At 39.6% G+C, this 13,843-nt stretch carries 14 protein-coding genes; 4 read left to right on the top strand and 10 right to left on the bottom strand.

Features of this window, described 5'->3' with window-relative positions:
* Nucleotides 1–41 precede the first annotated feature (41 nt).
* Nucleotides 42–908: a formyltetrahydrofolate deformylase gene (gene purU / locus R2H34_RS02650; protein ID WP_004916496.1), complete on the bottom strand. Its 867-nt coding sequence runs from the start codon at nt 906–908 to the stop codon at nt 42–44.
* A gap of 81 nt (nt 909–989) precedes the next feature.
* The gene (locus tag R2H34_RS02645; RefSeq protein ID WP_004916498.1) at nt 990–1,691 is read right to left on the bottom strand and encodes a TetR/AcrR family transcriptional regulator; all 702 of its coding nucleotides are present in this window, start codon (nt 1,689–1,691) and stop codon (nt 990–992) included.
* Between the two features lie 121 nt (nt 1,692–1,812).
* On the opposite strand from R2H34_RS02645, the gene R2H34_RS02640 reads away from it, so the two are divergent.
* The 4 genes from R2H34_RS02640 to R2H34_RS02625 all read left to right on the top strand — a co-directional run bounded on the left by R2H34_RS02640 (nt 1,813) and on the right by R2H34_RS02625 (nt 5,817).
* Nucleotides 1,813–3,267 carry a coniferyl aldehyde dehydrogenase gene (locus R2H34_RS02640; RefSeq protein ID WP_318342406.1) on the top strand — a complete coding sequence of 485 codons (1,455 nt, stop codon included), beginning with the start codon at nt 1,813–1,815 and terminating at the stop codon, nt 3,265–3,267.
* Between the two features lie 168 nt (nt 3,268–3,435).
* A complete protein-coding gene (gene rpmB, locus R2H34_RS02635) occupies nt 3,436–3,672 on the top strand; it encodes a 50S ribosomal protein L28 (RefSeq protein ID WP_004649871.1) in 237 nt (78 codons plus the stop codon).
* 12 nt (nt 3,673–3,684) lie between these two features.
* Complete coding sequence (gene rpmG, locus R2H34_RS02630; RefSeq protein ID WP_003654787.1) at nt 3,685–3,840, top strand: 50S ribosomal protein L33; 156 nt, start codon at nt 3,685–3,687, stop codon at nt 3,838–3,840.
* A 261-nt stretch (nt 3,841–4,101) separates the two neighbouring features.
* Nucleotides 4,102–5,817 carry a cation:proton antiporter gene (locus R2H34_RS02625; RefSeq protein WP_004916503.1) on the top strand — a complete coding sequence of 572 codons (1,716 nt, stop codon included), beginning with the start codon at nt 4,102–4,104 and terminating at the stop codon, nt 5,815–5,817.
* A gap of 48 nt (nt 5,818–5,865) precedes the next feature.
* Here R2H34_RS02625 and R2H34_RS02620 read toward each other — a convergent pair whose 3' ends face one another.
* The 8 genes from R2H34_RS02620 to topA form a co-directional block, all read right to left on the bottom strand.
* Nucleotides 5,866–6,144 carry a hypothetical protein gene (locus tag R2H34_RS02620; RefSeq protein ID WP_004916505.1) on the bottom strand — a complete coding sequence of 93 codons (279 nt, stop codon included), beginning with the start codon at nt 6,142–6,144 and terminating at the stop codon, nt 5,866–5,868.
* Between the two features lie 116 nt (nt 6,145–6,260).
* A complete protein-coding gene (locus R2H34_RS02615; RefSeq protein ID WP_004916508.1) occupies nt 6,261–6,764 on the bottom strand; it encodes a DUF6586 family protein in 504 nt (167 codons plus the stop codon).
* 69 nt (nt 6,765–6,833) lie between these two features.
* Nucleotides 6,834–7,193 carry an ASCH domain-containing protein gene (locus tag R2H34_RS02610; protein WP_035336012.1) on the bottom strand — a complete coding sequence of 120 codons (360 nt, stop codon included), beginning with the start codon at nt 7,191–7,193 and terminating at the stop codon, nt 6,834–6,836.
* A 6-nt stretch (nt 7,194–7,199) separates the two neighbouring features.
* The gene (locus R2H34_RS02605) at nt 7,200–7,445 is read right to left on the bottom strand and encodes an RNA recognition motif domain-containing protein (RefSeq protein WP_004916519.1); all 246 of its coding nucleotides are present in this window, start codon (nt 7,443–7,445) and stop codon (nt 7,200–7,202) included.
* Between the two features lie 58 nt (nt 7,446–7,503).
* Complete coding sequence (locus R2H34_RS02600) at nt 7,504–9,483, bottom strand: ATP-dependent helicase (protein WP_318342405.1); 1,980 nt, start codon at nt 9,481–9,483, stop codon at nt 7,504–7,506.
* A 122-nt stretch (nt 9,484–9,605) separates the two neighbouring features.
* Nucleotides 9,606–10,178: an HdeD family acid-resistance protein gene (locus tag R2H34_RS02595; RefSeq protein ID WP_004958850.1), complete on the bottom strand. Its 573-nt coding sequence runs from the start codon at nt 10,176–10,178 to the stop codon at nt 9,606–9,608.
* A 167-nt stretch (nt 10,179–10,345) separates the two neighbouring features.
* A complete protein-coding gene (locus R2H34_RS02590; protein WP_004958846.1) occupies nt 10,346–11,104 on the bottom strand; it encodes a hypothetical protein in 759 nt (252 codons plus the stop codon).
* 88 nt (nt 11,105–11,192) lie between these two features.
* The gene (gene topA, locus R2H34_RS02585; RefSeq protein ID WP_004958844.1) at nt 11,193–13,832 is read right to left on the bottom strand and encodes a type I DNA topoisomerase; all 2,640 of its coding nucleotides are present in this window, start codon (nt 13,830–13,832) and stop codon (nt 11,193–11,195) included.
* Nucleotides 13,833–13,843 lie beyond the last annotated feature (11 nt).

The raw sequence follows: 13,843 nt of genomic DNA, 5'->3' as shown, positions 1-13,843 counted from the left end.
AAAAAAAGCACGCGTTTATGCATGCTTTTTTTTTAATTTATTTATTGAAAAACAACGGTTTTATTACCATCAACAATAATACGGTCTTCTAAATGCCATTTGACCGCACGTGCCAACACGTTACGTTCAACGTCTTCACCAAGCTCACGTAATTGTTCCACGTTATAATCATGGCTTACACGTTCAACGTCCTGCTCAATGATTGGTCCCTGATCAAGATCAGCTGTTACATAATGCGCAGTTGCTCCAATCAGTTTCACCCCTTTCTCATATGCTTGTTTATATGGGTTTGCGCCCACGAAAGCAGGTAAGAATGAATGATGAATATTGATAATCTTCATTTCCCATTGAGCAACAAAATCTTCGCTTAAGATCTGCATATAACGGGCTAAGATTAATAAATCGTTGCCCTGCATCATGTCATTGATCTGTGCATAAGCTTCAACTTTATTGTCTTTATTCACTGGCACAACGTGAAATGGGATACCAAAGTTTTCAACAGCATCACGCAAATCAGGATGGTTTGAAATGACTTGAGTAATTTCACATGGCAATGATCCACGTGCATGACGCCATAAAAGCTCTAATAAAGCATGATCAACTTTTGAAACCAAAATACCAACTTTCTTCAATTCATTTACAAAAGTCAGTTTCCACTGCATTTCATAACGCTCAGCAACGTTAGCAGCGAAGGTTTGCATCAAGGCTTCTTTACGAGATTGCAAATGATCAAGTTCAAATTCAACACGCATAAAATAACGTCCGCCCTGAGCTTCTGTCGCGTATTGATCAAGTGCGGTAATGTTTGCTCCCTGATGATACAAAAAGCTCGATACAGCTTGCACGATTCCCGGCTTGTCTTCACAAGTAATCAGTAAACGTGCTGTATTGGCAGTGGTCGTGTTCATGTGGTTAATATCACTTATTCAAATCAAATTAAAATCAAGCCGAGCATTCTAGCTCTTTTTTGCGTCTGACTAAATACCTGATCACGACTCATCGTCATTTTTAAGGTTGGATAAACTTGCAAACAAATCGGATGGACCAAGTGACCGGAGCAACTGTTCATAAGTTTGACGACTTTCACCCATTAAATATGGTCCTTCTAAAAACACCATCTGTCTCAATGCTTGCCAAACCCACTTTTCTTCTAAGTGTGTGTTATCACTGATATGCCCAGACATGTACAAGAAGTTAGTCCAGTTGGTAAGAACGATCCACAAGTTAATAATCAATGCCTCAATTTCAGAATCGGTCATCTTCATCAGACCAGCATCCACAAAGGCACGATAAATCTTTTGACCTTGTTGCATCACTTGCCCTGCAAATCGCGGGTAGATTTTTCTAAAGTCTTCGTTATTTTCTACAAGATGATAAACATCACGATGAATAAAGCGATAAGCCCAAAGTTGGTTGCTCAACACCTGAAAATAACTAATTTTATCGTTTGCATTGAGTGGACGATCAACGGGTAAGGCTAACATTTCCAATGTCTCAGCCTGATATTGCTGAGCCAACTCTTTGATAATTTCTTGTTTATTACGAAAGTGATAATACAAGTTGCCAGGGCTAATCCCCAGCTCAGCCGCAATATGATTGGTTGTAACCGAACGCTCTCCACGCTCATTAAACAACTGCAAACTGATTTGCAAAATTCTATCTTTAGTTTTGTTCGGTTTAGCGTGCGACATCGTTTTTAACCATCTATAACATTATCAATAGGTTATAAAGCAAACTCATAAAGCGACTTGACACTTTAGAGTATTTACTCTAAAAATTAAAAAATAATAAGCTTTATTTTGGTCCACTCCTATGAACAGTCAAACAAAAACAACCGTTATGACACCTCATGTTGATGTAAAACGGCTACATGATTTGCTTGATCAGCAAAAAGTAGCTTACCAACGCCATCCTGTGCCAAGTGCCAAAGAACGTATTGAACGTTTGGCTCGACTTAAAAATATCTTGGTAAAATATCAAGATCAATTTGCTAACGCAATTAATCAAGATTATGGCAATCGTGCGGTAATGGAAACCAAAATTGGTGAAGTTCTTACATGTTTGGAACACATCAAATATTACAGCAAGAATTTAACAGAATGGATGAAACCATCTAAGCGTCATATCAGCATGTTACACCAACCAGCAAAAGGTTGGGTAGAATATCAACCATTGGGCGTGATCGGTGTTATTGCGCCATGGAACTATCCATTATTGCTTTCAGTTGGTCCTTTGATTTGTGCATTGGCAGCGGGTAACCATGCCATGATCAAAATCTCAAGTGCATCATCAAACTTTGGTTATGTTCTTGAAAATGCTTTAGCAGAGGCATTTCCACAAGAGTTGGTTGCTGTTGTAAATGGTGGCGGTGTTATTTCTGATGCTTTCAGCCATCTACCATTTGATAAAATGATTTTCACAGGTTCTACGTCTGTTGGTAAAACAGTGATGGCGGCTGCAGCTGAAAATCTAGTTCCTGTGATATTAGAACTTGGCGGTAAATCACCGGCTCTTGTTCATTCAGCAATGAACATTCGTGATGTAGCTCAACGTATCGCTGTTGGTAAACTTTGGAATGCGGGTCAAACTTGTGTTGCTCCAGACTATATATTCTTACCTAAGGGCAAGACTGAAGACTTTACAAAGCACTATAACGACTTTGTAAATACAATGTACCCAAACCTTCGTGATAATAAAGATTACACCTCTATTATCAATGACAAGCAGTACAATCGTCTGCAAAGCTACTTAGAAGATGCACGTGACCAAGGCGCAACAATTGTTGAGTTGAATACGAAAAATGAATCTTTAAATGACGTTCGCAAGATTGCTCCAACATTGGTTACTGGTGTAACAACTGAAATGCAAATCATGAAGAATGAAATCTTCGGTCCAATCTTACCTGTTCTAGAATATGAACATATTGAAGATGCGATTCAGTTCATCAATAACCATCCACGTCCATTGGCATTCTATTATTTTGATATTGATAGTGCTCGTGCTGAATACGTAGCAAGTCGCACGCACTCTGGGCATTTTGGTATTAACCAAACACTGACCCACGTTGCACAGGATGATCTTCCATTTGGTGGCGTTGGTGCATCAGGTATGGGCAAATATCATGGTAAAGAAGGTTTCTTTAGCTTCTCTCATGAACGTTCAGTCATGTCGAATCCTGTAAGCCCTAAACTTTATAGCTTGAAGTTCATCCTTCCACCGTCTAATAAAGCGATGCATAAAGTGCTTTTAAAAACACTATTCCGCTAAGCTGATCAAGGCATGATCTATCACACTAGATCATGCTCTGTTTTTACCAAATTCGCTTGTCTTTTAATCGTATTTTTGGTATAAAACGCCCCTTGAATGATTTCATCCGTTTACTTGAATGGCTAGTTGCACGAAACGGTGCTGTATAAACTAGCAATGGAGTTCACCATGTCTAAGGTTTGCCAAGTTACCGGCAAGCGTCCTATCGTTGGTAACAACGTATCGCACGCAAACAACAAAACCAAACGCCGGTTCGAGCCGAACCTGCACCACCACCGTTTTTGGTTAGAAAGCGAAAAGCGTTTTGTACGTCTTCGTTTAACCACTAAAGGTATGCGTATTATTGATAAATTGGGTATCGAGAAAGTTGTTGCTGATCTCCGTGCTCAAGGTCAAAAGATCTAAGGAGTCTGAACAATGCGTGATAAGATTCGCCTCGTTTCTACAGCTGGTACAGGTTATTTCTATACCACTACTAAAAACAAACGTACTATGCCGGAAAAAATGGAAATCAAAAAATTTGATCCAAAAATCCGTCAACACGTAATTTTCAAAGAAGCTAAAATTAAATAATTTTAGTTCTTTAAAAAAACGACTTCTCATGAAGTCGTTTTTTTTACTTTAAATTTCCTATCTTTTAAGATTTCTTTCTCACACTGTATAAATACGCTAAGCTTTAGAAAGTGTTACAGCAATTTACATGATTTTTTTTGATAAATAAAAAAATTATCATCAACAAATTCGATTTTAATTGCTAAAATTTTAAGCTACTTGCTTTGGCATTTTTTATGCTTATTTTATTTTGACCTTAACCGCAACGATTAAGGAGCTTCGATGCCACATGATGTTGATTTAATTATATTACTTGCTGTTGGCTTTGGTATGGCTCTTATTTTTGGCTATATCGCAGCACGTTTACGCCTACCTCCTTTGATCGGCTATTTAATTGCGGGCATTATCATTAGCCCAAATACACCAGGTATCGTCGGTGACATTCATCTAGCCAACCAGCTTGCAGAGCTAGGTGTTATGTTTTTGATGTTTGGTGTAGGAATGCACTTCTCCCTTAATGATCTGTTACAAGTCCGACGTATTGCTTTACCTGGAGCTATTCTTCAAATCGCTGTTGCTACCCTCTTAGGTATGGGAGTTTCAATGCTCTGGGGCTGGGGTTTTGGCTCAGCACTCATTTTTGGTTTAAGTCTTTCCTGTGCCAGTACGGTTGTATTATTAAAAGCCCTAGGGGATCGTGGTTTACTTGATTCTGTTAATGGAAAAATTGCTGTCGGTTGGCTATTGGTTGAAGACCTTGTCATGGTCTTGGCTTTAGTATTGTTACCTGCAACTGCGGTTTTACTGGGCGGGCATGCATTACCCAACACAGATCCATCTCAAAGTATTTGGGTCACGATTGGTATTACTTTACTAAAAGTCACAGGCTTTATTGCATTTATGTTGATCATCGGCAAACGACTTGTTCCGATGATCATGCAGTTTGTCGCTCGTTTGGGTTCTCGTGAGTTATTTACGCTTACGGTAGTTGCTGCTGCAGTTTCAATTGCATATGGCTCTTATGCTGTATTTGGCGTTTCTATGGCACTCGGTGCGTTCTTTGCGGGAATGGTGGTTAAAGAGTCTGACTTTAGCCATCGTGCTGAAGAAGAAACCCTTCCGCTACGTGAAATTTTTTCGATTCTATTTTTTGTTTCCGTTGGAATGCTCTTTGATCCAAGAATATTGGTCGAAGAACCACTTCATATCTTAGCTGTCGTCGCAATCATCATGGTCGGTAAAACATTAGCTGCCATGGCATTGGTTTTATTCTTCCGTTATCCAATCAACACTGCATTAACTGTCGGTGCAAGTTTGGCACAAATCGGAGAATTCTCTTTCATTTTGGCGACGCTAGGTTTAGCTCTAGGATTACTCACACCTGAGGCGCAAAATCTAATTCTTGCAGGTGCATTATTTTCAATTACACTTAATTCTTTTGTGTTTTCTGCAATTGAACCTGCACAGCGTTGGATTCGTGAGCGCTCACATTTAGCCCGTCTACTAGAGCGTAGTGGCGACCCATTAGCAATGTTACCTGACGAAGTTGACCAATCCTACCTTCGTGATCAGGTGGTGATCATTGGCTATGGGGGTGTTGGACGTCGTATCAGTGAAAATCTGATTGAGCAGAACATCAAAGTCGTTATTGCCGAAGAAAATCGTGAGATTGTTGAGAAGTTACGTGCCAGTGGTATTGCAGCTGTGAGTGGTGAAGCCACTGAACCAAATGTATTGATCCAAGCGCATATTCAACATGCACGTTTATTGGTGATTTCACCGATGGATATCCTCGACATTCATCGAATTGTCGATATTTCAAAACAGCTAAATCCAGAGATACAGGTATTAATCTGTGCTGAGAGTAAGGAAGAAGCCGCTGTTATCCGCGAGGAAAATATTGGTGAAGTATTCTACGCAAAAGAGGAAATGGCAAAGAATATGAGCCATCATATTTTGAATCAGATCGAGCTTGCACATCAACCGAATGCTCATTGATTGTTTGGTCATATAAAAAAAGCGTACTCAAGGTACGCTTTTTTATTATTAGCTTAAATGTTTAGGTTTTTCATCAACGACTTCGGCTTGCCACTGATTCATTTGTTTCTCTAATAAACCAAATAGAGCTGCTTGAATCATATGTTGTGCCACAAGAGGTGTTTGATCACCTAAGATCGCTTTTACTTCTTCACTGAACTGAATTTTTACAAGAGGTTCATTTTCTGAACCCGCATTACGTAAAGCAAGCTCACCACCTTCAAGTTGAACCAATTCAAGAATCGCTTCCTGACTACCAAATAATTCTTTTAACTGTTGCATAGACATCTATTTTCTCCATGATTCAACATGGTGGCAAAGCACCCTTGCACTTTACAATCTCACGTCTTACTTATATAGGTACGGCTTGATTAGATTTCAAGTCAGTAACGATCTTGCTGGAGTTAGAATTCAACCATTTCATTACGAAAACCATCGATCAAATGACTCAATTCACGATGCCATTCTCGGAGAATCTTTGAATCTGGCAACCACGCTTGAGGACTTTGAGTGACTTTAATAATCAGGTTTGAAGATGTTTCACTTTCTGGCTCAGGAGAAGTTGGTTCAGGCGCGTATTGGCACATGCGATAAGCACGTTTTAACTCAGCAATGAACCCATCTTTGGCCAATTGCTGCAATACTGCAACCTCTGGAGAAACTTGACCTTTATCAGCCATGTGTTCTTCAATTGATTTAAATGTTGGTTGCATATCATTGAGACGATAATAGCGAACCAACTCTTGAAGAAAAGCCAAAATTGCACCATGCAAATGAAAAACTGCTGCTTCGCGATGTGCCTGTGCTTGTTGGATATTGTCAGTTTGCTCCGCTTGTTGACATGCGAGACGAGCAAAATAGAGTTTTTGATTGGTACGATCGGCATGATAGCGAGCAACACGAGACATAATAAATCCCTATTTTCATTTAAAACGAAAACTGATTGTAAAGCGTATTGGAGATGAAAAAAATAGCACTTATAGATTCAATTCAAGACGATAAAGTTTTCGTTTCGCAATTGCTTCAATTGGTTGCTTTAAAGGACGTACATTTGAAATAACCCAAGCGAAATATCCATCCGCCCAATCAGTAGCACAAGCTGCATCAATTTCTTGAGCCAACCAAGGATGTACTGACTCGATATCGATCAAAGCCACTACTTTGCACATCTCTTCATCGCCATGATTATTCAAAAAGTGCGTATTCTCAACAATCACTAAATCTTTAAGCGGTAATTTCTCAGGTCGCCACGAGCAAACCTCTAAGGTCTTTATGCCTTGTACAATTCGCTCGGCATTTGGAACAACAATCGATAAAACTTGATACTGCTTTAAGATTATGGATTAAGCTTTATCTTCAGCTATTTTTACACGAATCCCAAGACCTTTGAGTTTTAATGTATTTAGCCCTTTCACGGCTTTAATCGCTTCGCGTGGATTTGGCATTTCAACAAAACCAAAACCTTTGGATTTACCAGTCTCAGCATCTTTGACCACAACACAAGAATCGACTTTGCCATAAGCTTTGAATAAGTCGAGGATTTCTGCGTCTGTCACCAAACGATCTAAATTGCGAACTAAAATTTTCATGTTAAAACCTAGAGATGATTCACCATGAAGTGAATCAAAAGAAATGAATCACGCTAGTTTAATCGAAATCTATGCCAAAACCTAAATTGATTGTGCTTGAGCGAGCACGATTCGTTTGCCCATATGCACGAGGAATGTCACGATGAATTTGAATGTCCACTAAATGTTGAGGTAAATCATTTAGAAAGTAGCTTTCTATTTTTCTACCCAGTTCATCATATTGATCTTGTGACCATAAATTTAAATTTTGTTTGGTTAAAATCAACTCATTTTCTGCACGCGTCAATGCGACATACAAAACACGCCTCTCCTCTTCGACATCGTCAAAATCACCCTGCGCCCGTGCATGTGGATATTGATTGGGAGATACATGTGGAACATAACAGACTTTTTGTTCAGCACCTTTTGCAGAGTGAATCGTAATCAAAGTCACTAAGTCTTGATCGGGTGTCTTGTCAATTTCTGATATCGAAATTGGGTCAAGTACATATTCTTCTAAAAATTCACCAAGTGAATGATGCTTACGTGCTAATTGTTTCACCAAATCAAAATCTTTGACTCTGCGTGACCAATCTTTGGTTTTGTAGTTATTTTCTAATTGCTCATTTAAAGCATCCAAAGCTAAGCCGATACAAGCTTCCACATGCTGCTGTAATACATCTAATTGCATTAAGATCAAAATCGCTTGTTGTGGCACTTTGCCATGTCGTTCTAATCGTTGACAACGTGCTTCGATATCAGGCAACTGAATGAGCTCTTGCGCTAATTTACTTGCTCCAACATCACCTACACCATCCCAAAGCGTCAAAAAGCGCATCCAAGCTAAATCATCCTGTGGATTGACACTGACGCGAAGCAAACTTAAAACATCTTTGACATGAGCGGATTCAAGCAACTTTACGCCACCAATAAATCGATAAGGAATATTCGCCGCAATCAAAGCCCCTTCCAAATACCGCCCGCTAAAACCTGAACGTAATAAAATCATATGTTCTGCCCAAGCAGCACCCTGCGAATGCCGTTGATTTAGATCTTGAACAATCCAATTGGCTTCTTCAAACTCATTACTCAGGATATGCAATTGTGGTTTTAAACCATTTCCTCGATAGGCTTGTAAATGCTTGTCATAATCAATTTGGCTTTGCTCAAGTAACCAATTGGATAAATCTAAAATACCTTGGGTCGAACGATAATTCATTTCTAAAGTCAACACTTCAGCATCTGGTACACGCTCTTTAAAGTGATGAATATTTTCAAAATCTGCACCACGAAAACCATAAATAGATTGAGCATCATCACCAACACAGAATAATTTCACCTTACCTACCAAAGGCTGCAATAAAGCCCATTGCAGTGGATTAGTATCCTGCATTTCATCGACTAACAATGCTGAACAGAAACCCGTCACCCACTTCACCAACTCAGGTGAGTTTTGTAAATGCACCGCCACAATCGAAAGAATGTCGTCATAATCGAGGAAATTACGCTCTTGCTTGCGCTGCTCATAGGCTTTCATCAATTCGGCGATTTGCGACTTATACTCTACAGCTTGCGGTAATTGCTTGAATAAAGCATCAGATAATTTGGTTTTCGTGTTCCGTGCATAAGAATATAAATCACATAATTCAGCAGCTTTTGGCAACACATTACCTTTATCCTTACCACGCAATAAGCGGAACATCAGCAATTGATCATCTCGATCAATCATACTGAATTGTGTCAAACCAAAAGCGCGTGGATTACGGCGCAAAAGATACATACAAAAGGTATGAAATGTTGAGGCACGTAAACCTTTGGATTGTGCCCCCATGTGTTGTTCGACTCGCGTAACAATTTCACTGGCAGCTCGCCGGGTAAACGTTAGAATTTGGATCTGCTGTGCAGGTAAACCTTGATCAATTAAATATGCTGCTCTAGCTACAATCGTTTTGGTTTTTCCACAACCTGCCCCTGCTAAAACTAAACAGTTATGCGCAACCGTAGTGGCTGCTTGTTTTTGTTGAGGGTTGAGTTCATCAATTAGCTTGGCGAGCGTCATAAAATTGGTCAATCAGAAATGAAAGGCTATTTTAGCAGACTAAAACTGCATCGCGGTTTTCAACTATAAAACAAAAAGAGCATGTATCAACATGCTCTCAATATTTCAATAATTGTCGAATGTTAAATCACAGTTGAACTGTGTGGGAGCTCTTTGATTGCGCTTGCAAAAGTTAAATAATTAATCCCTTGGAAAAGGATATCAATCGCGAGAAACATACCAAGTACCCAAAATGGCGAATCAGGTGACGATAGAATGAGAATACCTGTTAAAAGTGTTAATACACCTGAAAACAACACCCATCCCCAACCTGAGATCGGTCTTAAAATAAAGGCATTAACACTGCGTATAATCCCAGCAATAATCAATGCGATTGCCAATAAATTGGTCAAAACCACTGCCGTAATCACGGGCGTAGTAAAAGCAAAATAACCAGCTGCAATATACAAAACGCCGAATAATGCCCACAACCACCGTGTCCCACCCTGAAAGACCATAAATGCAGCGATAAAATGTAAAATACCACCGAGCATCATAAGGACACCAAAAAGAAGGACCGCTGATAATGTTGCAAAAGGCAGTGCAGCTAAAAGAACCAAACCAAAAATAATCAATAAGACACCTAATAACAGATACCATTTACGATCAGCGTGTAGCTGATTGCGAATCAGATCGTTACCCACCGTTTTCATCATTATTTACTCTTTTATCATCAATGTTATAGCTCTATTTTGAGCGTGTTCCATACACGATATTGTATAAAGCATGTTGAGAAATAATGACCGAATGTCAGGAAATCACTCTTTTTATTACATTGATTTTTTATTTAATTGGTATGGATAAGTCAGAACTTATCCACAGATTATTGAACCCATCCTATCTCTTTTGCTGTGAGCAGACTAATGACTGTTTGTTCTAAATCATTCGGCATTTTACTTTTATACTCTGATAAAGGGATTCTCCCCCCCATAATTTCGGCTTCAGTTTGAGGATATAGGGGTCTTTTCTCGTATTGAGCATAGCCAATTGGAAAAAGTGGTTCGCCATTGGCTAAATTATATTTATCCGTAGCACCAAAACCATGAAGCAACTCATGTACGAGCACAACATTATTCTGTCTTTCTTGCTTATGAGCTGCGAATAAATTGACTGAGCCAATACGACCTCGCTCAAGCGCAGTCGAGTGTTTTAACTCTTTTGTATTTTTTGGATCATAATAATTCAAATACAAAGTTAAACTTGGAGAACCATCTATTGATTCATGTTGTTTCCAAGCATAGAAACGAAACTTTAAACTCCACAATATATTATTGATAACACTTGGTTGTTCAGGTGTCTTAGGTGGTATTTGTTGTAATTCACGTCCTATCTGAACCATAAAATAACTACTTTTCCCACGATATTGTTGACTATTTTTTTCTAAATACTGTTTGACCTCATAGAAATCATCTAGCTGTAATTCTTGGATATATTTTTGAGTAGAGGGTAGGCCATCAGCATTGATGGGATGTAGCAGAATATTGATCGGTTGGTTCCAGTCTTGGTTTTGATCACGATACGCATTAATTGCCACAATCAATAAAACAACTAAAAGACATGCAACCCTAATATTTTTCCACATGTGCACCCCAAAAGTTTTAAGATTTGATTGATTTTTTTGTTTATATAAAAAATGCTAGCGAGTGCTAGCATTTTTCGAAATGAATTATTTAAGCTTCAACCCATTTTCCATTTTGGAATACTAGACTCCACTTGGTTTGTTTACCTTCTGCAGTTTCTGAACCAACATACTGCTCTTGATTCTTACGGCTAAATTTAACAACTGTCGGATTACCTTCAGGATCAGTATCAGGAGCTTGCAGCAAGAATTGATATTTTGGATCAAGTTGTTCAGCTACACTACGCAATTCAGATACTTTTGGTGCACGCGTTTCACGAATTTTCGGGAATTTACTTGCAGCCAAGAATAAACCAGCAGCGCCATCACGCAAAACGAAGAAATCATCATGCTTCGTTGAACGTAGATGCTCCATTTTGATTGGGTCTACACGTGGTGGAGCAGGTTGACCACTCTTGAGTACCTTACGAGTATTGTCACAGCTAGTACATGCGAAATATGGACCAAAACGACCCGTTTTAAGCTGCATCTCACCATCACATTTATCGCATGGGATAGTCGGACCGTCATAACCCTTGATCTTAAATTCGCCTTCTTCGACTTCATAACCATCGCAATCAGGGTTGTTACCACAAACATGTAATTTGCGACCACCATCCACGACATAGCTGTCCATCGCAGTACCACATTTTGGACAACGGTGTTTTGACATCAAATCAGCAGTTTCAGCACCATCATCATCCGATAACGCAGCTAATGATTCGACTGGCGTAAGGTTTAAAGTACCTTTACAGCGTTCTTTCGGTGGCAGATTGTATCCTGAACAGCCCAAGAATACCCCTGTCGTCCCTGTACGAATTTGCATTGGACGAGAACATTCAGGACAAGCAACATCAGCTACTTCAATAGGCTGATTGCGACGCATACCGTCTTCGCCTTGAGCATTGGTCAGGCGCTTTTTGAAGTCACCGTAGAATGTATCTAGTAGCTCTTTCCAGTTACGCTCACCTGTCGCGACTTTATCGAGCTGACCTTCCAAATCTGCGGTAAAGGCATAGTTCATCAAATTATTAAAACTTTCATCGAGACGATCTGTCACGATTTCGCCCATTTTCTCGGCAAAGAGACGGCGATTTTCAAGTTTCACATAACCACGTTCTTGAATGGTTGAAATGATCGCTGCATAAGTAGAAGGTCGACCAATACCTTTCTTCTCTAATTCTTTAACTAAAGATGCTTCAGTAAAACGTGCAGGTGGCTTAGTAAAGTGTTGACTTGGATCAAGTTTTTCTAATTTGAGTACTTCACCAACTTTTACAGCCGGTAACAATACATCATCATCAGATTTATTCGCACCGCGAACTTTGGTAAAACCATCAAAAACAAGGGTACGACCTTTAGCTTTTAATTCAACATTTGCAGCTTCAACAGTTAAGGTTGAAGACAAATATTCAGCAGGTGTCATTTGGCAAGCCACAAATTGACGCCAAATCAAATCATACAAACGTTGTGCATCACGTTCTACACCAGCAAGTTTATCGCCAGTGAGTGCTACATCGGAAGGACGAATTGCCTCATGGGCTTCTTGTGCCCCTGCTTTATTGCCATAACGATTTGGTTGTGCAGGCAAATACTTGTCACCAAAGTTTTGTTGGATATGGTTACGAACCATATTCACGGCATCATCGCTCAAGAAAGTTGAGTCAGTACGCATATACGTAATAAAACCACCTTCATACAATCGTTGCGCTAACATCATGGTTTTCTTAACAGAGAAACCTAAACGCGTACTTGCTGCTTGCTGTAAAGTTGAAGTGATATAAGGTGCGCTTGGATTTACCTTTGTCGGTTTATCTTCACGCAACGCAACTTTATATTCAGCATCTTTCAAAACACTTAATAGTGCATCTGTTTCAGCTTTATTCTTGAGCTTTAGTGTCTTGCCAGCTTGTTTAACAGCTTCTAGACGAATGTCTTCTTTTTTAGACATCGTATCAGCAAACACTTGCCAATATTCTTCTGGAACAAAGGCACGAATTTCACGTTCACGTTCAACCACAAGTTTTACAGCAACAGACTGAACACGACCAGCAGATAAGCCACGGGCAATCTTTTCCCAAAGCAAAGGCGATACCATAAAGCCAACTACACGGTCGAGGAAACGACGTGCTTGCTGTGCATTCACTCGATTTAAATCAAGACGAGTAGGCTGTTTAAAAGCTTCTTGGATCGCATTTTTAGTGATTTCGTTAAATACCACACGGTGATAGCGACTATCGTCACCACCTATCACTTCTCTTAAATGCCACGCAATTGCTTCTCCTTCTCTATCCAAGTCCGTTGCGAGATAGATTGCATCAGCATCTTTGGCAAGTTTTTTTAGTTCAGCAACAACATGCTCTTTGCCAGGCAACACTTCGTAGTGTGCGACCCAATCATGCTCGGGATCAACGCCCATACGATTAATAAGTGCAGACTGAGCTTTTTCAGCTTTTTGTTCTTCAGTTAATTTAGTACGGGTTGCAGGCTTCTTTTCAGTTGTTTTTGCTCCCCCGCCTGTTGGTAAATCACGTACGTGACCAACAGATGACTTCACTATAAATTGTGAACCTAAATATTTGTTAATGGTTTTCGCTTTTGCAGGCGACTCCACAATCACTAAGGCACGTTTAGTTGCAGCAGAGTTAGAAGCTGCTGTGCTTTTGGAAGCAGAGCGTGGAGTATTCGCCATAATGAATCGTT

This window comes from Acinetobacter sp. 16 (assembly GCF_033439925.1).
GTDB lineage: Bacteria > Pseudomonadota > Gammaproteobacteria > Pseudomonadales > Moraxellaceae > Acinetobacter > Acinetobacter junii.
Note: the sequence above shows the minus strand (reverse complement) of the source record. Positions and strands in the feature narration are given on the sequence as shown.

Coding starts and splice junctions, on each gene's coding strand:
- R2H34_RS02605 (WP_004916519.1), bottom strand. CDS start 7,445: ATGAAAATTTTAGTTCGCAATTTAGATCGTTTGGTGACAGACGCAGAA.
- R2H34_RS02615 (WP_004916508.1), bottom strand. CDS start 6,764: ATGTCTCGTGTTGCTCGCTATCATGCCGATCGTACCAATCAAAAACTC.
- rpmB (WP_004649871.1), top strand. CDS start 3,436: ATGTCTAAGGTTTGCCAAGTTACCGGCAAGCGTCCTATCGTTGGTAAC.
- topA (WP_004958844.1), bottom strand. CDS start 13,832: ATGGCGAATACTCCACGCTCTGCTTCCAAAAGCACAGCAGCTTCTAAC.
- R2H34_RS02590 (WP_004958846.1), bottom strand. CDS start 11,104: ATGTGGAAAAATATTAGGGTTGCATGTCTTTTAGTTGTTTTATTGATT.
- R2H34_RS02600 (WP_318342405.1), bottom strand. CDS start 9,483: ATGACGCTCGCCAAGCTAATTGATGAACTCAACCCTCAACAAAAACAA.
- R2H34_RS02620 (WP_004916505.1), bottom strand. CDS start 6,144: ATGTCTATGCAACAGTTAAAAGAATTATTTGGTAGTCAGGAAGCGATT.
- R2H34_RS02640 (WP_318342406.1), top strand. CDS start 1,813: ATGAACAGTCAAACAAAAACAACCGTTATGACACCTCATGTTGATGTA.
- R2H34_RS02595 (WP_004958850.1), bottom strand. CDS start 10,178: ATGATGAAAACGGTGGGTAACGATCTGATTCGCAATCAGCTACACGCT.
- purU (WP_004916496.1), bottom strand. CDS start 908: ATGAACACGACCACTGCCAATACAGCACGTTTACTGATTACTTGTGAA.
- R2H34_RS02645 (WP_004916498.1), bottom strand. CDS start 1,691: ATGTCGCACGCTAAACCGAACAAAACTAAAGATAGAATTTTGCAAATC.
- R2H34_RS02625 (WP_004916503.1), top strand. CDS start 4,102: ATGCCACATGATGTTGATTTAATTATATTACTTGCTGTTGGCTTTGGT.
- rpmG (WP_003654787.1), top strand. CDS start 3,685: ATGCGTGATAAGATTCGCCTCGTTTCTACAGCTGGTACAGGTTATTTC.